This is a genomic window from Aeromonas sp. 600527, assembly GCF_049175415.1.
GTDB classification, from domain to species: Bacteria; Pseudomonadota; Gammaproteobacteria; order Enterobacterales; family Aeromonadaceae; genus Aeromonas; species Aeromonas veronii_A.
The window spans coordinates 449,234-472,639 of record NZ_JAAKVA010000001.1 but is presented as its reverse complement, the minus strand read 5'-3'; the positions used below and the strand labels follow the sequence as shown (position 1 = coordinate 472,639).

General features: G+C 58.7%; 14 protein-coding genes. 7 read left to right on the top strand and 7 right to left on the bottom strand.

Annotated features, from left to right (window positions below):
- Positions 1 to 13 precede the first annotated feature (13 nt).
- A complete protein-coding gene (locus G5154_RS02055) occupies positions 14 to 460 on the top strand; it encodes a hypothetical protein (protein WP_421250330.1) in 447 nt (148 codons plus the stop codon).
- Here G5154_RS02055 and G5154_RS02050 read toward each other — a convergent pair.
- Genes G5154_RS02050 through G5154_RS02035 form a run of 4 tightly spaced genes read right to left on the bottom strand, consistent with a single transcriptional unit; the run spans position 438 to position 5,414 of the window.
- The gene (locus G5154_RS02050; protein WP_100653878.1) at positions 438 to 914 is read right to left on the bottom strand and encodes a hypothetical protein; all 477 of its coding nucleotides are present in this window, start codon (positions 912 to 914) and stop codon (positions 438 to 440) included. The two genes, G5154_RS02055 and G5154_RS02050, sit on opposite strands and share 23 nt — an antisense overlap.
- A gap of 11 nt (positions 915 to 925) precedes the next feature.
- Entirely contained in the window at positions 926 to 3,466 is a 2,541-nt protein-coding gene (locus G5154_RS02045) for a hypothetical protein (RefSeq protein WP_421250222.1), read from the bottom strand.
- Positions 3,463 to 4,662 (bottom strand): glycosyltransferase, encoded by a 1,200-nt coding sequence (locus G5154_RS02040; RefSeq protein ID WP_421250221.1) that lies wholly within the window; start codon positions 4,660 to 4,662, stop codon positions 3,463 to 3,465. The genes G5154_RS02045 and G5154_RS02040 overlap by 4 nt, the downstream gene beginning before the upstream one ends.
- Complete coding sequence (locus tag G5154_RS02035) at positions 4,659 to 5,414, bottom strand: acyltransferase (protein ID WP_421250220.1); 756 nt, start codon at positions 5,412 to 5,414, stop codon at positions 4,659 to 4,661. Before G5154_RS02035 ends, G5154_RS02040 begins: the two co-directional genes overlap by 4 nt.
- 299 nt (positions 5,415 to 5,713) lie before the next feature.
- Here G5154_RS02035 and G5154_RS02030 point away from each other — a divergent pair, with 299 nt between their 5' ends.
- Genes G5154_RS02030 through G5154_RS02015 form a run of 4 tightly spaced genes read left to right on the top strand, consistent with a single transcriptional unit; the run spans position 5,714 to position 10,844 of the window.
- Complete coding sequence (locus G5154_RS02030; protein ID WP_040069216.1) at positions 5,714 to 7,033, top strand: lipopolysaccharide biosynthesis protein; 1,320 nt, start codon at positions 5,714 to 5,716, stop codon at positions 7,031 to 7,033.
- On the top strand, positions 7,021 to 8,427 hold the full coding sequence (locus tag G5154_RS02025; RefSeq protein WP_421263855.1) for an O-antigen ligase family protein: 1,407 nt from the start codon (positions 7,021 to 7,023) through the stop codon (positions 8,425 to 8,427). The genes G5154_RS02030 and G5154_RS02025 overlap by 13 nt, the downstream gene beginning before the upstream one ends.
- Complete coding sequence (locus G5154_RS02020; protein ID WP_421250218.1) at positions 8,424 to 9,695, top strand: glycosyltransferase family 4 protein; 1,272 nt, start codon at positions 8,424 to 8,426, stop codon at positions 9,693 to 9,695. The genes G5154_RS02025 and G5154_RS02020 overlap by 4 nt, the downstream gene beginning before the upstream one ends.
- Positions 9,696 to 9,707: 12 nt before the next feature.
- On the top strand, positions 9,708 to 10,844 hold the full coding sequence (locus tag G5154_RS02015; protein ID WP_421250217.1) for a glycosyltransferase family 4 protein: 1,137 nt from the start codon (positions 9,708 to 9,710) through the stop codon (positions 10,842 to 10,844).
- Positions 10,845 to 10,888: 44 nt separating this feature from the next.
- Here G5154_RS02015 and G5154_RS02010 read toward each other — a convergent pair whose 3' ends face one another.
- The 3 genes from G5154_RS02010 to G5154_RS02000 form a co-directional block, all read right to left on the bottom strand.
- The gene (locus G5154_RS02010; protein WP_421250216.1) at positions 10,889 to 11,935 is read right to left on the bottom strand and encodes a diguanylate cyclase domain-containing protein; all 1,047 of its coding nucleotides are present in this window, start codon (positions 11,933 to 11,935) and stop codon (positions 10,889 to 10,891) included.
- Between the two features lie 302 nt (positions 11,936 to 12,237).
- Complete coding sequence (locus G5154_RS02005; protein WP_421250215.1) at positions 12,238 to 15,036, bottom strand: HD domain-containing phosphohydrolase; 2,799 nt, start codon at positions 15,034 to 15,036, stop codon at positions 12,238 to 12,240.
- A 363-nt stretch (positions 15,037 to 15,399) separates the two neighbouring features.
- Positions 15,400 to 17,013 carry a response regulator gene (locus tag G5154_RS02000; protein ID WP_421250214.1) on the bottom strand — a complete coding sequence of 538 codons (1,614 nt, stop codon included), beginning with the start codon at positions 17,011 to 17,013 and terminating at the stop codon, positions 15,400 to 15,402.
- Between the two features lie 362 nt (positions 17,014 to 17,375).
- Here G5154_RS02000 and G5154_RS01995 point away from each other — a divergent pair, with 362 nt between their 5' ends.
- Together G5154_RS01995 and G5154_RS01990 are read left to right on the top strand one after the other, a co-directional pair.
- A complete protein-coding gene (locus G5154_RS01995; protein WP_421250213.1) occupies positions 17,376 to 18,545 on the top strand; it encodes an HD domain-containing phosphohydrolase in 1,170 nt (389 codons plus the stop codon).
- Positions 18,542 to 22,564, top strand: coding sequence for an ATP-binding protein (locus G5154_RS01990; protein WP_421250212.1), 4,023 nt, complete (start codon positions 18,542 to 18,544; stop codon positions 22,562 to 22,564). Before G5154_RS01995 ends, G5154_RS01990 begins: the two co-directional genes overlap by 4 nt.
- The last annotated feature ends 842 nt before the right edge of the window (positions 22,565 to 23,406 follow it).

Sequence of the window (23,406 nt, the reverse complement as noted above, 5' to 3'; positions counted from 1 at the left end):
AGGGGGCGCCGTGATGGGTCTATCTAGGGGATATCTGTTGCTGTTGCTGGTGGCACTGCTCAGTGCTGCCGCTATGGGCTGGCGTTATCAGAACCGGGCGATCAATGAGGGGGCCAAACCCATGCTGCTGGAGCTGGTCCAGTTGGGCTGGCGCTTGCGGGTGGCCACGCCGGTATTGGGCGGCACCTATGTCAGCTATCAGCTGGCCCATCCCCGCTGTGACGGCCTGCTGCAGGCCATGCTGGTGGCGCCTGATAGCGAGGCGATGTCAGTGACGCTGGCGGGTGAAGGGATGAGTCAGGGGGTGATGTTTTTAGGCGAGCTGCACCAGAGCCCGCCGCTGCTCTCGTACCGTCTTACCCAGGGTTGGCGCAAGTTGTGGGGGCTGGCCCCTTATCCCCTCTATCGGGTGGCTTTGCCAACCTCTTGCCTCGGCCTTATTGCGCCGCCGCTGGGGTGACCGACCCCGATTCACCGTTTGGCAGAATGCGGATCAGCAAGGTATTGGGAGCCAACATGGGGTCATAGCGGGGCTCCAGCTCAATGGCGCGAGCTCCCAGCAAACGGGTGAGGGCGGTCAGTCGCACGCTCGCCATCCGCGCACTCTCCAGCATGTCAGTTTGCAGCCCGGGGCCGCTTACCAGCGCAATTCGGGCCGGATCCTTGCGTCCTAAAAACTGATGCAGCAGCTGCTCCTGATCCGCTGGCAGTTGTGTCTCCGCTTGCTGGTACTGCAGTTGCAGCTGGGGCTGTTCGGCCAGTTGCTGTTCCCGCAACTGGTTGAGGATCGGCAGGGTCTCATTGACCGGCTCCTGACGGGCGCAACCGGTGAGGATCAGCAATGGCAGCATTAGGGGCAACAGGCAGCGCAGGGCGCTGTCTTTGGCTGTGGAGCGGGGAGTCTGGTTGGCCATACGCAGTCACTTCAGGAGGATGAGTTGGCACCAGTTTGCAATGTTTTCAATCCCTTGGCCAGTTGTTCAATCTCGCGGCGCCACTGGATCCAGGCGGCAGAGGGCAGTTGCTCTGCCACCTGCCAGCGGGTCGGCAGCTGATCGCGCAGACGCTCCAGCAGCAGGGCGGCTTCCACCTGATAGCGGGCCTCCTGCTCCAGCCAGGCGAGCCAGCGCAGATCTTCGATGGCTTGCTGCAACAGCAGCAGATCGTGAGAGAGGCGGTGCGCCTCGCAGGCTTGTGGGCCGAGCAGCATAAAGTCGCTCTCCCGCCCGTCGGTGGGGTCATAGGGCAGGGCGGTGGGCATGCGGCCATGCCACTGCAAATAGCCTTCGGCGCCGCTTTGCCACAGATAGAACCCGGCGGCTCTCAGGGTGCCCAGATTGTAAAACCAGGGGGTGACCTTGTGCTGGCGTACCCGCGCCACATCGGCCTTGTCGGCGCCAAAGCCTGCGTTGATCAAGGCAATCTCCACCTCTGCCAGCAGACCAGCCTGACCCGGATGATTGAAGTGACCTGCGCGGAGCACCGCCGGATCCCGCCGTTTCATCTCCCGCGCCAGGCTGGTAATGGCGGGCAGAGTGGCAAGATCCGGCTCATCAAACAGGCTCCATGCCAGCGGGGGCAAGCCGCTGGCGGTCAGCCCCTGTTGCCGCGCTTGCCACTGATCAAGCTGGCTGGCAGGGTCGCCCCCCCAGCGTTTGAGCGGGGTATAGGCCAGCAGGGGGGGCACAAAGCCGAGCCCGGCCGCTTCTCCCATGATCTCCCGCATCCCTGCTTCATCTTGTGGCAGGGCGGGCGAGAGGCCGCTGATCCCCAGCTTGGCGAGCCGCTCCAGATCGCAGCGACTGGCCGTGGCGATCTGCTCTTTTAGCGCCTCGGGGTTTGGGCTTAGCCAGTTCAGATAGGGGGGCGCTTCGACATAGATGCCGACCGGCTTGCTGGCCGCGGGCAGGGTCAACGGCAGCACCTCGATAGTCAGTGGCAGCTGCACCAGTTGCTGTTGGCTGAGCAGCTGAATATTGCCCAGATAGCGTCCCGCCGGGGCGTCTCTGGGGACGGTCATTTGCAGCACCAGACGCCGTGGCACCCCTGCCAGTAGGGTGAGCCCGGCGATCCCCTCGACCAGCTCCTGATCCGAGGGGGCCAACAGGGTGCCGCTCGCCTGCGGGCGAACCAGATGCCACTTGCCGTAATAGGGGATCAGCGCCAGCGGTGATCCTGCCTGTTCGGGGGGCTGGATCACCAGCAAGGGGGCCGGATCGTCGGTGGCGGCGTGTATGGCAAACTCCAGCAACAGCTGGCTGCCACGGGCGGCCAGCACCGGTTGTGAAGCCTGCTGCAACGCATCGGCCGCAGATAGCGGGGCGATCTGCAGGGTTGGGGCGGCATCTGTAATCGGCGTGAGGCTCAGTTGCTGCGAAGCAGGGGCTGGGGTTGGGGAATAGGGGGCCAGAGTCCACTTCTCCAAAAACAGCTGGCGCTGCTTGGTCAGCACGATGGCGGTAGCGTCGGCCAATACAGCGTGATCTTTCCCACTATTCGGGAGCGCCTCTTTGCTGGTGGGGGCCGGATAGGGGGCAAGCAGCAGTCCCGCCAGGTACTTGGCATCCGGTGAGTGACCTACCAGTGTGATAGTGAGCGGGCCGCCTGGGTGGTTCAGGGTGACATGAACGGGGCCGCCCTGTCGTGCCCCGAACAGCTGCCAGGGATCCGGGTTTGGCAGTGCCTCGCGGGATTGTCCCGCCAGATAGCGCTGCGTTAGCCACTCCTGCGGTTGCCACTGCTCGGCCCAGATGGGCTCGCCATTGACCAGCACGCTGCGCTCGAAGGGGTGGGGCAGATACTCCCACTCGCCGGGGTCATCGAGCCAGAGGGTGAGCTGGTAGCGCCCCTTGGCGACCTCCAACCGTACGCCATCCAGATTGCGCAGCCCATCGCGCACCAGGGCATCGCCGGAGGGGCGCAAGATGGCGGTGGGGTGGCCAATCAGCCGGGGATCCCCCGGGCTCAGGGGCTCAAAGCCGGTAAAGCGGGGCGCAGCCGCCGCCCCCAGATCCAGCGCAATGGTGCCCGCAGGCAGAGTCAGACCGGGCTCCCAGTACCAGCGGTGAATGGTCATTGAGGGGGCGTTATCGGCCATAAAGAGATAGAGCTTGGTGAGTTTGTCCAGCGCCAGCGCTCTGGGCTGGCTGGTGCGCCACTCACTCAAGGCAAAGCGCTGGGTGAAGGGGCCGGGGGCGACAATCCGCTCCAGATTGACCCGGCTGCGGTAGTTGACCGAGGCGTTATCGTCGATACGCAGGATCAGGGTTTGCGGGTGAGCGCTGGGGTTATGGCCCTCGATCACCAGTTCATCATCGCTGCCTATTGGCCAGTTGTGGGAGCTCAGATCGAGCCGCTGGGGTGTCTGGTTGCCCGTCAGGGACAGCGGGGTCTGTCCCTCCAGCCGGGTGGCGCCCATCGCTGCATTGGCGCAGAGCAGGATAACCAGCCAGAGCCCTCTGCTCATCCGGGCAGCCCCTTCAACCAGTTGTTCAGCTCGGCAGCCTTGTGATCCCAGCTTTGCAGGGCCACCTGCTGTTGGCGAGTGTGGCGCCCTTCGCTGCGGGTGAGCCCCTCCCAGCCACTCTCCTGAAACCAGCCCGGATTGGATTGATCAAAGGCGGCCCGGTTGATGGCCTGGGCCAGGCTCTCCCCATCCTGGGGGAGCTGGATCTGATCCCGATAGCCATCGAGGGCCGGAAAATCGGTGCTGACGATGGGTCGCCCTGCGGCCAGATATTCGCGCAATTTCAATGGATTGCAGGCACGGATCTGGGCGTTGTCGACAAAGGGCAGCAGGCTCACCTGCCAGTGCTGGGCATAGGCCGCCAGGGTGTGGTGGGGACGGGGCCCCAGCAGATGGATATTGGGGAGCCCCTTGAGGGGGGAGATATCGGTCTGGACCGGGCCAATCAGCACCAGATCCCAGTGGGGCAGGGCGGCAGCTGTCTCTGCCAGCAGGGGGATATCAATCCAGTCGCTCAGGCTGCCGTAAAATCCGGCAATGGGACGGCCGGAGGGGAGATCCGCTGGGCGCTCTCTGGGGGGCATAAACAGCTCGAGATCCACGCCGTGGCTGAGCAGCCGGGTTTTATGGGGCGGAAACCGGCTGGCCAGCGCGGGGCTGGCGGCCAGAATGAGATCGGCTTTTTCCACCAGTCGGGCCTCGCAGTGGGCAATGGCCTGATGATCCACTCCTGCCAGCGCCGAGAAGTCATCGCCGCAGTAGTAGATCACCGCCCGCTCTTCGAGCTTGCCAATCAGATCGACGGCGCTGGGCAGGGAGATCCAGAGCAAGGGGCGATCCAGCTCGGGCAGCTGACGCCGGATCTGCGCCGCCAGCCAGTGGCCATTGATTTTGCCCGCCAGACGACTGCCCGGCAGTGGCAAGGCGAGCGGCGGCAGAACCCGGGGGCTGCTGATCTGTGATGGCGCAACCGACTGGCCGCCAGCATGGCGCGCACCGCGCAGCACCGCCCCCAGTTTGTGGACGATACGGGTGAGATCGTGAAGGGTAAAGCGGGGACAGCGCATGCCGATGGAGTTGACCCAGAGCACTTGATAATCAAGCAACAGACGCTTGATCAGGTGTTGGGTGCTGGAGGGGTGCTGGCCCCAATCCTCTCCCAATACCACCAGTTGCGGCAGTGAGTGTAGTTTCATGCAAAGGTCTCCGAAGCGTGTGCGGGGTCGCTGTGATCTTGTGGCTGCAACGGGCGCAGTACTGTGGCCGGTACACCCGCTGCCAGCACACCTGCAGGCAGATCCCGGGTGACGATGCTGCCAGCGGCGACAATGGTGCCCGCGCCTATGGTGACACCGGCCATCACCATCACCCCGGTGCCAAGCCAGACATCCTGCTCCAGCACAATGGCCCCCACCTGTTCATCGCGATCCGGTTTGCCAAGGGCGCGATCGCGGGCGTTGACCGGGTGCCCCGGGTAGCCCGCCAGAAAGGCACGGCCAGCAATTCTGACGTTATCCCCCAGTACTATCTTGCTGCCCACCGCCAGGGTGGTCTGCCAGCCAATCCCGACATTGCGGCCAATGACCAGCCTTGGTGTCTGGCTCGATGCCCGGCCGCTGATGGTCATGGCGGCGCTGAGGCGGCAGTCGGCGCCGATCTCGATGGTGACCGGACCGCTGATATAGGGGATGCCGCCATAGAGGTAGAGGCGCGGGGCGGGGGCCGTCAGGCGAGATTGAAACAAGGGGGTCCACCAGAGGGTGCGGGTCAGGGTCGCCAGCGCGTTGCTGCCCAGCAGATAGAGCCGATAAAGCAGCCGATGCAGGGGAGGGATCACGGGGCATGACCAGTAGCGGGCACTTTTGGCCAGTCGCCATACCCGGCGGGCCAGTGGCGTCTCCCCCTGTTTGGCCCAGCTTTTCATCCGGTGCAGGTTGATGGTGTTCATGGCGACCTCTCCCTCTGGTGCAGTCCGTTGCTCGCTATGCAGAAAGCAGGGATCGGGCCAACAGGACGACCCCTGTTAGAACGAGCTAAATGGGGCTAAGAGGAGGGGCAGATTGCGCCGGTCGGTGCAATTTGCAGCCCGCATTGTGCAAAACGCAAATGCCAGTCTCATTCTGGGCTTGTTCAGACCGGTTAAGCCGCGCAGAGGGGCTATCGCTTCTGGGCGGGAGTGAGTGGCGTGGGCTTTGCATTAGCGGTAGCTGACCCGGAGCAGGATGCTTCGGGAGGCTGGGAGGCCCTATGAAACTTGGTGTGAACCAGATTGCCATGCTCTATTACGCCGGTGGCTTGCTCCTGATGAAGGGGATCTCCCTGCTGATGTTGCCGGTGCTGACCCATCAGCTGCTCCCTCGTGAATACGGTCAGCTGGAGGTGCTGCTCACCCTTATCAATCTGGGCTCCCTGATCCTTGGATTCGGGCTGGTGGATGCCCTCTACCGCTTTGCCGGACTGGCGAAAGATGAGCAGGAGCGCCAGCAGGTGGTGGCCCGCATGTTTGGGCTGGTCTGGCTGATCGCCCTGGCCAGTCTGGTGCTGCTCTGGCTGCTGGCGCCTGTGGTGCAAGCCTGGCTGCCGGTGGAAACCCGTCTTGCGGATGTGCGCTGGGTGCTCTGCGCCCTGCCGTTTGAAGGGGTGATCGGCGTGCCACTGGCATGGCTGCGGATGCGCAATCAGGCGCAGCTCTTTTTCGTGGCGACCGCAGGCAAGGCGGTGATCCAGTCGGTGTTGACCGGCTGGTGGCTCTGGCTCGGCTGGGGCGTGAGCGGGGTGCTGGCCTCCGGCACCCTGACCTGCGTTGCACTGGCGCTGCTGCTGAGCCTCTGGCAGTGGCGAGATAGCGGGATCCGCTTTGACTGGCAACACTATCGGCCGCTGCTGCGCTATGGATTGCCCCTGGTGGTGAGCGGGCTGGCAGGCTTTGCCCTGAGCGGACTGGATCGCTGGCTGCTGGCCGATGTGGTGGGTGAGGCGCTGCTTGCCTACTACGCGGTGGCGGGCAAGCTGGCGCTGGCAGTGGGGTTGTTGCTGCAACCCTTTGCCCTCTGGTGGTATCCCCGCCGTTTCATGCTGCTGCGCGAGCCGGATGGACTGCGGCTCAATGCCCACTACAGCGTGATGGGGTCGGTACTGGGGTTTGTCACCGCGGGGATTGTCGGGCTCACGGCCCCCTTGCTCATTCGCTGGCTGACCCCGGAGAGCTATCACGGGGCGATCGCCTATATTCCGCTGCTGGTGCTGGGTATGGCGGTGCGCAATGTTTCGGACTTGCTCAATGTCGGCTGCTTTAGCGGCGAGAAGAGCAATGCCCAGATGGTGATCAATCTGGGCTGCAGCGCCCTTGGGGTGGCAGGCTTTCTGCTCGCCATCCCCCCCTTCGGGGTTGCCGGGGTGATCTGGACCCTGCTGCTGGTCTATCTGGTGCGGGCGCTCGCCTTTTATCTGGTGAGCCAGCGGTTGCTGCCGCTGCCGTATCGCCTCTCGACCCTCTGGGCCAGTTCGCTCGGGGCGCTGGCGATGGTCTGGCTCGGCCAATGGTGGGCAGGATCATGGCTCGTCTAACGCCAGCCATCTGGGCAAGCGCCATCTGTCTGGTGCTGGCCCTGCTCTGGTGGCGGCTGCCCCATCCCTTGCTGCTACCGGTGCTCGGCCTTGCCATTCCCGCCATCTGGTTTGCCCTGCGCTGGCCCTTCTTGATGGTGCTGGGGTTTGTTACTTTCTCCTTCTTTCGGCTGCATGAAGTGTTCCCCCAGCTCTATCCCCTCAAGATCCCGCTGCTCTTCTCGCTGGCCGCCATCGGCGCGCTGGTCTGGCACATTTTGCTGACCGGCCGGATCAAGCCCTACTGGAGTCCAGCCCTGAGCTGGCTGACGGCCTTCTTTGTGATGGTCTCCATCGGTGTGCTGTCTGCCAGCAACCGGGGCGAGGCGATCGCCACTTGGACCGGCAGCTATAGCAAGATCTATCTGATGACCCTGGCCACCGCCTGGCTGGTGCGCACTCCGGGGGATTTTGCGCTGGCGGTGCGCACCTTCGTGGTGGCGGGCTGTCTGGTGGCGCTGGTGGCCCTCTACAACAAGGCGAGCGGAATTGGGCTGGTGGAGGGGACCCGGGTAACCATAGGGCGCGAGCTGGGCTCTGTGCTGGGGGATCCCAACGATCTGGCGCTGGTGCTGCTCTTTCCTGCCGGCTTTTCGCTGAGCTTGCTGCTCAATCAGGGCAATGGGGTGGGGGGGCGTTTACTGGGGGGGCTCGGCTTTGCGCTGACTGCGGCCGCCATTATCGCCACCCAGAGCCGCGGTGGCTTGCTTGGCGTGTGTGCGGTCAGCGGCCTGTTTGCCTGGCAGCGGGTGAAGTCGAAAACCCTGTTGATCTCGATGGGGATGGTCGCGCTGGTGGTGCTGTTTGCCGCCGCCGGGATCAGCGATCGGGCATCTGGCGGCGCCGCCGAGAGCGGGGTCGATGCCTCGGCCATGGGGCGGATCTACGCCTGGCAAGCGGCCTGGGGCATGGCGCTGGGCCATCCGCTGGTGGGGGTGGGCTTGTCCAATTTCTATTACAACTACTTCTTCTACAGCCCCCATTGGGACGGGCTCAATCATGCGGTGCACTCCACCTGGTTCGGGGTGCTGGCTGAAACCGGTTTTGTCGGGCTGGCGCTGTTTATCGGCATGGTGACGGTGACCCTGCGCAGTTGCTGGCGTTGCCAGCTTGCTGGCATGCCTCCTGCAGTGATCACGGCTGTGCAGGGGGTGATGGCCAGCATGGTGGGGTTTGTGATTTCGGGATCCTTCCTGACCCAGGGCTTTACCTGGCCCATCTATCTGGAGCTGGCGCTGGCCGTCGCCGCCATCAAGTACGTGCAGCAGGCGGCCACAGAGGTGAAGGCCACCGCTGCGGATCATCAGGAGGCAACCCGGTTGCCGGCAGTGCCACCAAAGGGAGCAAGAGGATGAACGCAACCCCTGTTTTGCTGGTTCACTACGGAGAGGACTGGATCCGCGGCAGCGAACGCTGCCTGCTGGATCTGCTGGCCCACCTCGATCGCAGCCGGTTTACGCCCCTGCTCTGGTGCAATAGCCCGACGCTGGCGGCAGAGGCGGCCACCCTCGGGGTAGAAACCATGGTCGAGCCGTTCAGCCTGCTGCTGGGATGGCAGGCGCCCCGTTTTGATCTTGCAGCCCATCGGCGCCTCTCCGGGCGAGCCAGAGAGCTCATCACCGAGCGGCAGATTGGGCTGGTACATGCAAACAGCGCGGCCCCTTGTCAGTGGCTGGTGGGTGTCTGTCGAGTGTTGCAGGTACCGCTGGTGTGCCACCTCCATGCCCGTTATCAGCCCAGAGACAGATTCAGCCTGCGGGTTCATCAGGCAAGCGTGCTGATCGGGGTGAGCGAGCCGGTGTTGACCGGTTGGCGCCAGGATGGCTGCGCGGCCGAGCGGTTGATCCGGGTACCCAACGGGGTGGATGCCGCTCGCCTGAATGGCGGTGCTCACTGGCCGGTCGTCGGCATGTTGGGCTTACCCCCGGGGGATATGATCATCGCCACCGTCGGCTCATTGATCAAACGCAAGGGGATTGATCTGCTGATCCGCTCGCTGGCTGCCCTGATGGCCTCGGGGGAGGAGGCTCAGTTGCTGATTATTGGCAGCGGCCCGGAGCGGGAAGCATTGATGGCGTTGGCTGTCGAGCTCGGGGTGGCCGAGCGCGTCCACTTTCTCGGCGAGCGACCGGACAGTGCCGCTATCTTGCGGGGCGGGGTGGATCTGCTGGTCTCCGGCGCCCGTGAGGAGGTGTTTGGTCTGACGTTGGCGGAGGCGGGCATGTTGGGGCTTCCGGTCAGTGCCTACCAAGTGGGCGGCATCCCCGAAGTGGTGGAGGAGGGAGTGACCGGCTTGCTGGCAACCCCGGGGGATTGGGCCGAGATGGCTGATCACTGGCGGCAATTGAGCAATCCGCAGCGCCGATGTGCGATGGGGCGGGCCGCTCAGTTGCGTGCTGCACAGTTGTTCACGGTGGCGCGCTATGTCGACGGGGTCACGGCGGTGTGGGACGCCGCGCTGGCTGGTCGTTGGCACGCCACGGCCCCCACACCCTTCCGACCACTCATTCACTGGGCGGGGCAACGACTCCTTGCCAGAGGGCGCAATATGCTGGCGAGTGGGATGGCAAGAGTGGCGCAAAAAGTGCAGTTGGGGTTTGGCCGCCGCAAGGTACCAGAGTAAGGGAGCAGCAAGATGAGCATGCAAACTGAGCCGGTGTTTGGAAAGGTCATCGTCGTGGATCCCATCCCGTTTCGCGGTGGCTCCAAGGTTGCGACCGAAGTGCTGCTCGATGAGTTGGCCAAACGGATGCCCGGGCTAACATGCCATGTGTTGACCCAGGATCCCGACTCCTGGTCCCGTTGTCAGCATCATCCTCTTTGGCTGCCCCACATATTGAAGGGGCGGGAGTCCGGCATCGGCTATCTGCTCAAACAGGGGTGGCAGACCCTGCTGATCCTCTGGCTTGTGCTGCGCTTGGGGCAGGTGAAGTGTCTGGTGGCGGCGTCCGGGCCGGGGGTGGATCTCTGCTGTTACTGGGCGGCCCGCTGGTTGCGGTGCCGGGTGGTTCAGCTGATCCATGGCCCTGTGGGGTGTTCGGGGCTCTCTGCCAGAGCCTTGCAACGGGCGAGTTTTGTGTTTTATCTCGAATCGACCCGCAGCTCCCTGGCGGCGCTGCTGGCCCGGCTTGGCGAGACCGAGTTCCCGTCACACTGGCAGCCATTTACCAACGGTTTGAGCGAGATTGATTGGCCCAAAGCGACTCTGGGGGGGCCTCGTATTTTGTGGGCGGCCTCGTTGCTGCGCTGGAAGGGGCTGGAGACCATGCTGGCCGCCCATCAACTGATCCCTGATGCTCGCCCCGAGCTGATGGTGTGCTATCTGCAGCCCAAGGGCACGCTGCAGCCCTGTAGCCAGCCTCAGCCACAGCTGCCAGACACGCACTGGTATGCCAACCCCGCCAATCTTGACGAGATCCGATCTCAATGCGGCATTTTTGTCTCCACGAGTCACCAGGAACCCTTTGGTCTCTCCATTCTGGAGGCCATGGCGGCGGGATTATGCGTAGTGATCCCGGCCGATGGCGCCTGGTGGGATCGACACCTCACCGATGACGTGAATTGCCGCAAATATCAGCCAAACGATCCCGGCGATCTGGCGCAGGTGCTGGCCAGCCTCAACACCATGCCCGATGTGGTCAAGCGACTTGGCCATCATGCCCGCCTGCATGCCATGGCCCATTACAACGCGGCGGATACCTATCAAAGCACACTGGATCAGTGGGAAGGTATGTTGCGATGGGATGCGTTGAGCCTTGCCGTGCATGGTTAGCGCGCAGTGGTTTCCCGTGAGGAGGATGGGGGCGTATGAGGGACTTATGGGCAGACTGGTTGCGGGAGGCTGGGTGACTCCGCCACTCTGATGCAGTTACGGCCGGATGATTTGGCGGTGTAGAGCGCAGAATCAGCCAGTTTGACCAGTTCAGACGGCTGCCAGTGACTCGATGGTCTGAGGCAGGCAACACCCATGCTAACGGTCACCAGACCGGTGGCATTTTGTGCGTGTGGCTGCGCCAGTGCAAAAATCAGTCGCTGGATATGTTGGGCAATTTCATAGGCGGATTGACGCTCGACATGTGGCAGCAGGATGACAAATTCCTCTCCGCCGTAGCGAGCCACCAACTCCCCCGAGCGGCGCCCGGATTGCGCCAGGGTATGGGCCAGCAATCGAAGGCACTCGTCACCAGCAACGTGGCCATAGAGATCGTTGAACTGCTTGAAATGATCGATGTCGAGTATGATGAGCGCAATCGGCATCTCTGTCTGAATACAGTGTTCCCAGGCCTGGTTCAATGAGTTGTCGAACAGACGACGGTTGCCGATATTGGTGAGCCCGTCGGTATTGCTGAGCGCTTCCAGTTTCCGGTTCGCTTCCGCCAGCTCCTTGGTTCTGAGCTCGATAATGAGCTCCAGCTCATGTTGGCGCTCCTCCAGACTGGTCATCGGGTAAATTTCGCTTTCCCGAGCAGCACTGTAAGGGATGGAGATACTGCTGTGAGCAATTTTCCACGCCATGGCTTCGTGTCGAAAAATCAGCACCAACCTGGCGGTTCTGCGGGAGAGGATAGGTTCTGATTTCGGTAGATGGATATGGAAGAAGGCGGTGACAGCCACCACATCAGCGGCCAGATCTTGCAGGGTTACATCGAGTATTTCCAGGCGGATCCTGCTCGGGATCTGGGCAAAATCGCGGCGGGTTATCCGGATCCACTCATCTTTATCGGTAACCAGAACATCACTGCTGCCGGCAAAACCGCTGAAATTGTCGCTAAACCGCGTGGTGAGCCGATCATCCCGTGATGAATACAGCTCGATGTACTCATCAAACAGTGAGCGGATCAACGGTTCCCGTTCAGTGGTCATTGCGCTGGGCCCATGTGAAGTGGTCACGTTTTTAAAACGTTCGATTGAACTATAGTCAATTATGTCGTTTTAATTGGCTATCTATCTTGATTTTTATCGTTTTTTTGTTCGATTACCGTTATTGGCAAGTGTCCGTAAGGTCAGTCAGAACAAGGTGCCATGGAGAGGATTAGCATGGCTGTCCGGTGCATATCCTCCCCATCTCTATTGCGCATCGGGGTGACCACCGGTGACAAGACGGCGGGTCTGCATGCAGATCCCCAGATTGCAGGCATCAGGTAACCCAGAGTGCCTCGCGGCGATCAATGGCTGGCGAGATAGGGGCTGATATCCACCTCGTCAATGAGCTCCGGGCTCATGTAACGCTTGGCATAGCGCAGGTAGACGCCAGAGCGGAGAAAGAGCGCAAACATCTCGGGGTCGATATGGTGATCCTGTTGCATGAATCCCATGATGCGGATGGCCTCCGAAAGAGATTTGGCTTTCTTGTAGGGGCGATCGCCAGCGGTCAGCGCCTCGAAGATATCGGCGATGGCCATCATCCGGGCAGGGATGCTCATCTCGTCCCGTTTCAGCCGCTTGGGATAACCAGTGCCATCCATCTTCTCATGGTGTCCCCCTGCGATTTCCGGCACCTGTTTCAGGTTGGCGGGGAAGGGGAGTTTTTCGAGCATGATGATGGTCTGGATCATGTGCTCGTTGATCTTGTAGCGCTCCTCATCTGTGAGGGTGCCCCGGCGGATGGCGAGGTTGTAGAGCTCGCCGCGGTTATAGAGGTATTCAGGGGTGTTGACCTGAAATCCCCAAGGGTTGTCAGGGGCAAGGCGGTCGCGGTTGCTGCGGGTGAAGAGGTGATCCGGGCGATCGGCCAACAAGGGTTCGGTGACCGGCAGCGGTGACTCCGCGGCCCGCTGTTTGCGCGCCAGTTCATCCTGAGAGATCCCAATCCGATCGGAGAGCGTGCGCTGCCAGGTGCGGCCCGCGATCTGCTGCAGCCTTGCAATATCCTCTGTGGCCATAAATTCGCCCCCTTCGTTGCAACGGGCGATAAAGGCAAACTCCTCATCCAGCTGTTGCCACTGCTGTTGCAGCGTGGCCTGTAACGTGGCCTCATCACCCCCATGGAGACGTGCCTGCCAGTAGGCAATCTCGGCATCCCGTTTCAGCACTTCAAAGCGCATCCTGACCTCGTGAATGCGATCGCACAGGGTTTCCAGCTTGGTGGCCTTGTCGACCACAAACTCCGGAGTGGTGACTTTGCCGCAATCGTGCAGCCAAGCCGCGATATGTATTGCTTCCCACTGTTTTTCATCGAGCGAAAAGTGTTGGAAGGGGCCCTCCTTGGCCTCACATGCCGCTTCTGCCAGCATCTTGGTCAGTTCGGGGACTCGCTGACAGTGGCCACCGGTATAGGGGCTCTTGGCATCGATGGCCCCTGCGATGAGCTGGATAAAGGCTTCCAGCAGATTGCGCTGCTCCTCTAGCAGTCGCTGGGTGGTGAGCGCTACGGCGGCGGTGGAGGAGAGGGCTTTGACAAAGGACATCCGCTGCGGGGTCAGGGATTTCTGCTGTTCATCGATCAAAAACACCAGGGTGCCGAGCAGTTGGCCATCGCGGTTTTTCAGGGCTATCGGCCAGAAAGTCAATGGTGTGTCACTTTCCTCGATGTATGGAAAAAGGATCTGCAATTCGCTGGTGACCAACGCGACGGGTTCCAGTTCAACTCCTTGCAAGCTCTGGAACAGTGGATGTTTGGGTTGATTGAGGGACCCGATACTGTGGGTTGGCTTTTGCTCCTGTACCTCACCATTCCAGCACAACCCAGCCAGATCCAGCGTCTTGTTGCCGTTATCGGAGAGGTAGAGCATGCAGCCTGTTGCACCGGTGAGTTGCTGCATTTCGCTGAGTAGCCGTAAAAGCAAGCGGGGGAAGCTGGTCTCGCTTGAGAGTGACGTGGAAAGCTGCAAAAAGTGCTGGATCGTCGATTTCATGTTACCCATGGCCTGGGATAGATCGATGATTTCGGCAATATATGTGTTGACCCGGACAGGGTCATGGAAGTCGAAGCTGGCAATTTTTCCTGCCTCTTGCGTCAGGGCATCAAGAGGCTTGGCGGCGGTTCTGGCAAGCATTATTGCTGCGAAAAGGGCAAGAATCAGAAATATCCCCGACAATAGGAAGGTCTGGTTGCGAATGGTGATGGCGGTAGCCAGTAATTCATCGACAGGTGCCGCAATCCAGAGTGATAGCCGTGATTCATCCGCATCCGGCAGATCAATGCGCATTCCTTGCCAATCGTGCCCTTCCGAGTGAAACGTCAGTTTATCTATGTTCTGGTGTTGGCTGGCATCTATCAGATGTTGCAGCATGGGGAGCTCTGCCTCAGCGACCTTAGCTAGCCGATATGCCCCGTTCTCACCGTGAATGATCATGCCGCCTTTATGACTGGTAACCAATTCCCCCATCTCATTGACGATGGCCTGCCGCATATTTGGGGTGATCATGGCAGATTTGAGCAAGCGTTCGATGGATCTCAGACTCAGGTCTACCCCGACGACGCCAGCCCCGTTCTGCATCGGTTTGGCAAAGCTCAGGTTTATCTCCTGAGTATCGATCGAGATATAAGGTGGCGTTTGCACCAGTCGTCCAGCCTGTTTGGCTTGAATAAACCATGGGCGCGTTCTGGCATCAAAGAGCTGCCCTGATACCTGTTTGTGTTCGATGATGGTGAGATTGTCGGTCAGCGCGAAGATGTCCGTGAGGGTCGCAGTCTCTTGGTGCCGAACGCTTTTCAATATCCAGTGGGTATTGGCTGGAGGGGTCAGGCGTTGCACCTCTGCATCGGCAGGCCAGCGCATAAGCCAGAACATATCGCCGTTGTGGTACCCGGCATAAACCCCATTGGCTGAGCGCTGTCCTTTTAGCAAGGTTGCCATGTAAGGAAGGTTAGCCATGCGAGCAGCTAATGTTGTTGCCTCGATCAAGCGTTGCTGGGCGAGCATATTGGTGCTCAGTGCCGCAGGTCGAAATAGCCCCTCCAGCTCTTGAATCGTCAGTTGGCCGATCAGGCTGAATCTATCTTCGGCTTCCTTCATCAGCATGATTTTTGTCTGTCGGTATTGGTGGCCGAGAGTGATCAGGGCAAACACCAGCAACAAACCTAAGAAAAGATGTGCAATATGGACATACAAGGGGATAACACGGCGAAAAAGATTCATGTTATCTCCTCAGGTAAATGGGGTCATGAAATGAGCCATAGAACAGACAACCCAACGGGATCATTGACAGTATTATTGTGTTCATCCTGCCTGCTGCATACATGAAGATTACCCCGTTGTGTTACACCACAAGATGAAGATCAATGGAAAGGACGGAGAAAACCCATCGTGTGTTACTCACCCATCACATAAGCAGAAAATAATTTGCGGCGGTGTCACGGCTGAACACGGGGACCTTGATCCGGTTCATTCTGGATATGGATTGAAATCCTCTTTTTGCGGGAAAATTGCTGAGATATTAAGCAGATGGGATTCTTCGTCAAGCGATGCAGTAACGGTAGCGCCATTAGCTTCCAGCATGATTTTTCCATGATAACCATTGCGACTGTGCATTTCTTTATTATCTGAGGAGGAGAGTTGATCGAACAGAGATGAGACACTGCTGATATCCAGCATGCTAGAGCTATCAATATTCAAGATAATGCTGTCTGGTTTTTTCAGACAGACAATCTCCACGCAGGAGGAGGGCGCTGCATGTTCACAAGCGAGCCGTATCAATATTTGAAATGCGGAATAACAGAGAAATTCGTCACCGGCGATGAACAGCTCGTCATAGAGATAATTTTTGGGTTTGGTCAGCTTGATATCGAGCTTTTTCTCGGCATAGAGATTTTTGAATTGTACCGAGAGCCGGTTGAATATCTCAAAGAGCTGGACTTTTCCCGCTTTCAAAACAAAGGCACCGGTTTCAATCTGATAGATCTCGGTGGCCAGACGGGTCAATTCCAGCGCATCGCCCACTGATTTTCTGGTAATGGAGAGCTGTGTCTTCTGGATCATGTTGAGCGATGGATCGGCCGCCAGCTCTTCCAACAGATGCACCGCATTGAGCAGGGGCTCCCGGATTTCATAGCGGATATTGAACTCGAGGCTCTCTTTGAGCCTGTTGAGCTCCAGCATCTGATCGAACTCTTTTTGCAGGTCTTTTCTGGCATGCACCAGCCGCATCAGATTGGCAATACGGAAACGCAGCATCTCGATGTCGATCGGCTTGGTGATAAAATCGACTGCTCCCAGTTTCATCGCCCGTTTACGGGAATAGATATCATCCAGTGCCGTCATAAAGACGATGGGAATATGTTCTGAATGGGGGTGTTCACGCAAAATTCTGGCGACATCAAATCCGTTCAGCTTGGGCATCATGATATCCAGCAGCACCAGGTCGGGTGGATTATCCGACTGGCAGATATTGATCGCCTTTTCGCCATCCTTGACTAGCTTGAGATGAAACTCTTTGCGAAATACCGAGGTGATCAGCATCAAATTATCTGGAACATCGTCAACCACCAGAATAGTGGGACTGTCCTGATTGCTGGCGATCAGATCGCTGTTGGAAAAACGGTGCAAACGACCAAAATCGAATTGAGATAGCTGGAGTTGCGATTGACTGGTTGCCAAAAGCAGCCGAGCGATCCTGTTTTTAAGTACATCGGGTTTGAGCGGGGTCAAAATAATGTCAGAGACTTTCGCCTGAACAAATTGTTCGATCCGTGAGCGATCGATCCCTGAGGTCAGGGTCAAAAAAGGCAGTGTGTGATAAGGGGCTGTGCTGCGGATATTTTTCAGCAGTGTGAGCAGATTCGCCGAGTCGATATCGATATTGCAGATGATCATGGCAACGGGGCCGTCAGATATGCAACGTTCCAGCGCCTCTACACTCTCCACCACCGTAATCTGGCTTATGCCAATGGCACGTAACTGCTGGCAGAGCGCATCACTATGCACATTATCTTTTTCCAGTACCAGCGTGGGCCCGGCAATGATTTTTGCTATGTCCATATGGCTATCTGATGTGCCCATCTGTTGCTGTATCCTGCCAGCTCATTCTGAGCATGATAATATAGAGTGCATGACCTTGGTCAACCGATACTGCGGTTATCTTGTGCTGGAGATCTAAATCTATACAGAGGCACATATCTTCAACTGGATTAACGGCTCAATCTGATCTGATGTCACAGCGACAGTGGGCGTAAGCCATCCTGTGACGCAACAAAACTGCCGCAATCACATATCCGCTGTCTTCTTGGCCAACTGTTGACTCCATTGGTTAGACCGCATATTTCAACCGGGTTGCCATGGCTGCCAGCCGGTGGATCCGTTATGGTGTGAGAAGGGCTGTAAAGGTTCACAGCCTTCCATCATGGCAGGGAGAATCACAAGATATGGAACATCTTGCCCTGGACGCAATTCGTCCTGTGGTGCTGGTGGTTGATGATGATACCGGCACCCTCAATTTGATGAATGCACTGCTCAGTGCTCGCTATATCATCAAGCTGGCGACCACGGGTCGCAAGGCGCTGGAGATAGCCCTTGCCGACACGCCTCCCGACCTTGTGCTGCTCGATATCATGATGCCGGATCTGGATGGACATGAGGTGTGCCGTCAACTGAAAGCCGATCCAAAGACAAGCGAAATCCCGGTGATTTTTCTGACCGCCATGGCGCAGATCGAGGATGAGCGGCAGGGATTTGCACTAGGTGCCGCGGACTACATTACCAAACCCATCAGCCCGCCGATCCTGTTGGCCCGCATCGACACTCACCTGATGCTCAAGCGAGCGGCGGATCAACTGCGTGCATCTCGTCACCAGCTGGCGTGTCAGCATGCAGGGCAAGCAACGCCTCATCACGCCCTTGCACTGGGTGCCGCTTTGTTGCTGGCTACGTTTGCCGCGCAGCGTGTCCTTGATGTGCAACCTCATGTCTTTTACACCCAATCCTGCCTCAAAGCGCTGGTTAGCCAGCTGGTAAATCAGTCGCACTATCGGGATGCGTTGGCTGGGCTCGATCTCGAGCTGCTTTATCAGGCCGCTTTGCTGAGGGATGTGGGGATGTTAAGTGTTCCGGAAACCGTCCAGTGTAACTCTGCGCCACTGACTCTGTCAGAGCGTGAGCAGATCGTCCGCCATCCTGAGTGGGGAGAAGTTGCGATCGCCCGGTTGGCGGGGTGGGTTGAGGAGTCTGTCGCCTCTGAGAACCTGGGGGAAGAGTGTTGTGCTGATAACAGTACTAATAGGCTACTCACCGGGTTTGCCCTCGCCGGGATATTGGCTCGTCATCATCATGAGCGCTGGGATGGCAACGGCTATCCCGATGGTCTGGCGGGAGAAAAGATCCCGTTGGTAGCGCGCCTGATGGCTATCGTCGATGTATATGGTGCTCTGCTTAGTGAACGACCCTATCGTCCGCCTTTCTCCCGCGAGCAGGCACTGGCACTAATGATGGCTGGGAGAGGCAGCCAGTTTGATCCTCTGCTGCTGGATTGTTTTGTCGCTCTGGCGCCGACATTCCCGCTTGGCGGAGTGGCTGACGGAGCATGCCATACACCATGAAATCCCGTCTTTGGCATATGGTCGCCGTGTTGTTGCTTTCCTTGATGGTGGCCAGTCTGGTTGATGCTTTCTATCTGGAACTGGAGCGGCAGGAGTATCGCCAGTCGCTGGATACCCGCATTCAGCGCGAGGGCGAGAATCTGCAGCAATTGACCCTCTCAAGCAAGGGGATGGGGGCCGTTCAACTGGCTGGCCGTCTCAACCGCGAGATCCAGCAATCGTCACTGCTTGAGCGGGGGGACCTGAGCCCCAGCGAGGCACTGCAGGTACTGGCGCAAGGGGTGAAAGCCAATCATGCCTTTGTTACCAACAAGGCAGGGGTGATCGTCCGTGACTGGGATGCGCTCGGCCGACATGTTGTTGGGCAGGATGTATCTTTTCGCTCTTACTTCAGGCAAGGGATCAGGGGGATGGAAACGGTGGATGCCGGGGTGAGCCTCAATACCGGCAAGCGGATGATCTATGTTGCTGCGCCAGTTTCTCACGATCGGGCGCAAGGAAGCGAAATTTCCGGAGTGGTGGTGGCTCGTTACGAGATGACACTGCTCGATACCTTTCTGGCAGGGTGGGGTAATACCATCGGCTTGTTGGTCTCGCCAGATGGTGTGGTGATGGCCAGCAACAAGAGTGAATGGCAAATGGCAGTGGTGGGGCCAAACTCTGTCGCAAGGCAGCAGCAGCTCTTGGCATCTCGCCAGTACGGACATTATTTTGCAGCGGATCGCCAGCCGGTGATCCTGCCTGTGCTTGATGGCAGTGAGGTGAGGATAGGGGAGGAAAGCTATCTGGTAAGCCGCCTGCCCATCGAGTGGCACGATGCCAAAGGGCAATGGACGCTGCTGTTACTGGGTAATGCTGAGCAGGCCGTATCAGGATGGCGGCGAGTGGCCTTGTTCGGCACAGCTCTGTTGATCTGTCTGATATCTGCTCTGCTCTGGCAGGGCCGGATGTTGCGTCGCCGCAGCATTCGCGAGCGCAACGAGCAGTTTGCCTTTCAACAGGCGTTGATCGATACCCTGCCACATCCTCTCTTCTATACCGACAATCAGGGTTGTTTGTTGGGCGTAAATCGCGCTTTTACCAGCGCATTTGGCAGTGTCCAGCCAGTCGAGGGCAAGCGGCTGGCTGAGCTGCCCCAGCTGGCTGTACTGGATGAGGCAGATAAGGACAGCACCATACAGAGGGTGGTTGGCAGTCAGGTCAGAACACAGCATGAAGTGCGTATGTTCTCGCAGGATGGGCTTCCTATGGACATGCTCTATTTTCTTTCGGGAATTGAACTTGCCGAGAGCGAGCGAAGCGGTGCGGTCGGCAGCCTGGTCGACATCACCCCGATCCGTGCTGCCGAGCAGGCCATGCGGGAGGCCCATGATCGGATAGCGGCGGATCGCCAGCGATTGCATGAGAGCGAACAACGGATCCACTCCATGGTGCGCAACGTGCCGGGTATGGTCTATCGCTGTTTGCCTCATCCCCCCTGGACCATGTTGTTCGTCAGCGACGAGGCGGAGAAATTGACTGGCTATCCTGCCAGCGATTTTGTCGGTGATGGTAACAGTCGCGATTTTGTTGACTTGATCCATCCCGATGATCTCGAACTGAGCAACCGCAACACCATCGAGGCGATTGCCGGACACCGGCAATATATCAACGAGTATCGCATCTTCGATCGCTGGGGCCAGATCCGCTGGGTCTACTCCATCGGGCTCGCTACCTATGACGCAAATGGTAAGGCCGCCTATCTGGACGGGATCATCTTCGATTTCAGCGACCGCAAGCAGGCGGAGGACGCCATGCTTGAAGCCCGGCGGATCGCCGAAGACGCCACCCGAACCAAGAGCGAATTTTTGGCCAACATGAGCCATGAGATCCGCACGCCGATGAATGCCATCATCGGAATGGTCCATCTGGCGCTACAAACCAGCCTCTCCCCCGAGCAGCATAACTATGTAAGCAAAATAGACCGTGCGGCGAACAACTTGCTGGGGATCCTCAACGACATCCTCGATTTTTCCAAGATGGAGGCGGGCAAGTTGCAACTGGAGCAGGTGGATTTCCGGCTCAACGAGGTATTCGAGTGGCTAGCTGATCTGACGGCGTTTCGGGCGCGGGAAAAGGGGCTAGCGCTGCTGTTCGATTTGGCTGGTGATCTGCCTGAGCGTTTGCGCGGTGATCCCCTGCGACTTGGCCAGATCCTGCTCAACCTGACCAGCAATGCTATCAAGTTTACCGAGCAGGGAGAGGTGATTGTCCGGCTGGCACGCAGTGACGAGAATGATTGTGCGATCTGGCTGCAGGGCTGTGTCCAGGATAGCGGTATCGGCATGACGGCAGAGCAGTGTCAGCGTCTCTTCCACTCCTTTGAGCAGGCTGACAGCTCGACCACCCGCAAATATGGTGGCACCGGCCTTGGTTTGGCCATCACAAACAATCTGGTGCAGCTGATGGATGGGGAGATCCGGGTGGAGAGTACCCTTGGGCAGGGCAGCGGGTTCCACTTCCGTATTCGGCTTGCGATCGTGGCGGATCAGGATAAGCGGCAAGAGCAATGTGTTGAGATGCCGCTGGCGCCACGGCGAGTGATGTTGCTGGAGCAGCACCCTGCTTCGCGAGCAGCCATCCTTCACCAGCTGTCGGCGCAGCCGGTTGAGCTTGTCTACGCGGACGCTCCCGCAGCAGTGCTGGCACTGCTGCATCAAGGTATCGCGGCGGGTAAACCCTGTGAGCGAGTGGTGCTGGGCTGGCAGGAGGGGGAGAGCTGGTTGTCAGAGGTGTTGCAGGAGATTGCCATGCTGGCAGTGTCGCCCGCGATCTTGCTGATCACCTCTGGCGATCCTGCACTGGTTGCCAGTCATGTCGCGGTGCAGGGGCTGTCGCCGAGTGATGTACTTGCCCATCCGTTTACTCCGCAGGCATTGCGCCAGGCGCTGAGTGGCAACGCCGTCGTGGGGGAGGCGTTATCTGATACAAGCCCTCATCATCCGGTGGCGCTGCCCGGTCATGGGCTGGCGGGGGCTCGTCTGCTGCTGGTAGATGATAACGACATGAACCGGGAGGTGGCATTGGCCCTGTTGGGCAAGGAGCAGATCACGCTGGTCTGTGCCTGTGATGGGGCGCAAGCGCTCTCCCTGCTGGCGCAAGATCGCGGGTTTGACGGCATCCTGATGGATTGCCAGATGCCGGTGATGGACGGATATACCGCGACCCGGTTGATCCGCGCCGATCCGGCGCTGTCCGCGATCCCCATTATCGCCATGACTGCCAGCACCATGGCCACAGATAAAGAGAAGGCGCTGGCGGCCGGCATGAATGCTCATATCGCCAAGCCTTTGAATATGTCGCTGTTGCTGGCGACCCTTTCGCACTGGATTAAACCTGCCAGACCGCTGGGAGCCGCTAGCAACTCGCAGGTGTCAGACGATGTGACCCCTTGGCAAGATGTGCTCGGTCTTGATGTGCAATGGGGCATGACAGTAATGGGGGGGGACAGTGTGCTCTACCGAAATATGTTGCAGCGCTTCTGCCAGGGACAGCAGGGATTTGAAGCCAGTTTCCACTCAGCGTGGGCCTCGGATGACAAGGGGACGGCCCGGCGTCTGGCTCACACCCTCAAGGGCAGTGCCAGCACCATAGGCGCAACCGGTGTGGCGGCACAGGCTGCGCTGCTCGAGCGCGCCTGTGAAGAGGCGGATTGCGCAGGGGTTGCAACCCGCTTGCCATCCCTGATGGCAGAGCTGATACCGCTGTTGTCTGGGCTGGAAGCCGTGCTGGCATCGTCCACCATGGCGGTGGTAACTTCCCGGGGTATCGATACCGAGATGCTGGCGTTGCAACTGCGGCAGTTGAGGGCCTTGTTGGCACAGAGCGATGCCCAGGCGTTGGCGCTCTGTCAGCAGATAGAGGCTGATCTGGCTGGCAGTGAATTGCCGCTGCGGACTGCGTTTCAAGAGGTGAGTCGGGTGGTCAACGAGTTTGAGTTCGATCAGGCGTTGCAGTTGCTGGAGCCACTGCTCGGCTGATGATTAATACATTGATCGTTTGTCATGATCATCGTCACCCCTACTCATTTCTTTTTGTTACCATTGAACAAGAATAATTATCATCCACATCGATGGAGGTGGATATTTACGCTCTGGTTAATTACGCAGGGTGACGTGAAGGTAAATAGTGTGACTGTGGGCGGTAACATCTGTAACCGGATGAGCAAATATATCTCGATTTAAATATCGATAACTATGTTGCTGCAGCCGTCCAACTTGCCATTTCTCTCACTGTTAATTTGAATGCAGATTCACGATGATGCGTAAACATATCCGTGAGTGCGATATTTTACTCACCCGCATCCAAGACAATAAATAGTGGTGGGAGGTCATACTGATATGCATACCTCGGCGGCATATTTTCATTAAGCGGTGTTAAACGTCAGGGAGGACAAGCGGGGTTGTGCTGTGTGGGCTAGCAGTAGAACGGTCGCACTGAAGCGCAGGTAAAATGCAAACTGAAACCAAGCGACATTCAGGTAAATCGTGCCGTGCAGGCCGTGCTTGCTACCGGTGGTAGCTGGCCGTGAGACCGTTCTGGTATGGGGAGGCAAGTCAGGAGGTTGTCCCGTGGATGACTGTATGGAATATGCAATGAGATGAGTAAAGATATATTCAATGGATCATTTATTGGTGGGCATCAGTATTGTTAAATAAGCGGTACAGCCAAGATTTCAGTCATGTTAATTTGGCTCGCAGCGAAAGAGAGGGAGATGCGGCGATTAATTATTTTATATCCAATTAAGTGCATAAAATTTATTAGGCAGCCAAATATCTCTTTGGGGGTAATTAATTTCGTTTGTGATGTGGCTCGCTATGGA

What these genes read in the sequence shown, in the direction of transcription:
- G5154_RS02055 (WP_421250330.1), top strand. Translation starts at nt 14, where the DNA reads ATGGGTCTATCTAGGGGATATCTGTTGCTGTTGCTGGTGGCACTGCTC.
- G5154_RS02050 (WP_100653878.1), bottom strand. Translation starts at nt 914, where the DNA reads ATGGCCAACCAGACTCCCCGCTCCACAGCCAAAGACAGCGCCCTGCGC.
- G5154_RS02045 (WP_421250222.1), bottom strand. Translation starts at nt 3,466, where the DNA reads ATGAGCAGAGGGCTCTGGCTGGTTATCCTGCTCTGCGCCAATGCAGCG.
- G5154_RS02040 (WP_421250221.1), bottom strand. Translation starts at nt 4,662, where the DNA reads ATGAAACTACACTCACTGCCGCAACTGGTGGTATTGGGAGAGGATTGG.
- G5154_RS02035 (WP_421250220.1), bottom strand. Translation starts at nt 5,414, where the DNA reads ATGAACACCATCAACCTGCACCGGATGAAAAGCTGGGCCAAACAGGGG.
- G5154_RS02030 (WP_040069216.1), top strand. Translation starts at nt 5,714, where the DNA reads ATGAAACTTGGTGTGAACCAGATTGCCATGCTCTATTACGCCGGTGGC.
- G5154_RS02025 (WP_421263855.1), top strand. Translation starts at nt 7,021, where the DNA reads ATGGCTCGTCTAACGCCAGCCATCTGGGCAAGCGCCATCTGTCTGGTG.
- G5154_RS02020 (WP_421250218.1), top strand. Translation starts at nt 8,424, where the DNA reads ATGAACGCAACCCCTGTTTTGCTGGTTCACTACGGAGAGGACTGGATC.
- G5154_RS02015 (WP_421250217.1), top strand. Translation starts at nt 9,708, where the DNA reads ATGAGCATGCAAACTGAGCCGGTGTTTGGAAAGGTCATCGTCGTGGAT.
- G5154_RS02010 (WP_421250216.1), bottom strand. Translation starts at nt 11,935, where the DNA reads ATGACCACTGAACGGGAACCGTTGATCCGCTCACTGTTTGATGAGTAC.
- G5154_RS02005 (WP_421250215.1), bottom strand. Translation starts at nt 15,036, where the DNA reads ATGCTGATGAAGGAAGCCGAAGATAGATTCAGCCTGATCGGCCAACTG.
- G5154_RS02000 (WP_421250214.1), bottom strand. Translation starts at nt 17,013, where the DNA reads ATGGGCACATCAGATAGCCATATGGACATAGCAAAAATCATTGCCGGG.
- G5154_RS01995 (WP_421250213.1), top strand. Translation starts at nt 17,376, where the DNA reads ATGGAACATCTTGCCCTGGACGCAATTCGTCCTGTGGTGCTGGTGGTT.
- G5154_RS01990 (WP_421250212.1), top strand. Translation starts at nt 18,542, where the DNA reads ATGAAATCCCGTCTTTGGCATATGGTCGCCGTGTTGTTGCTTTCCTTG.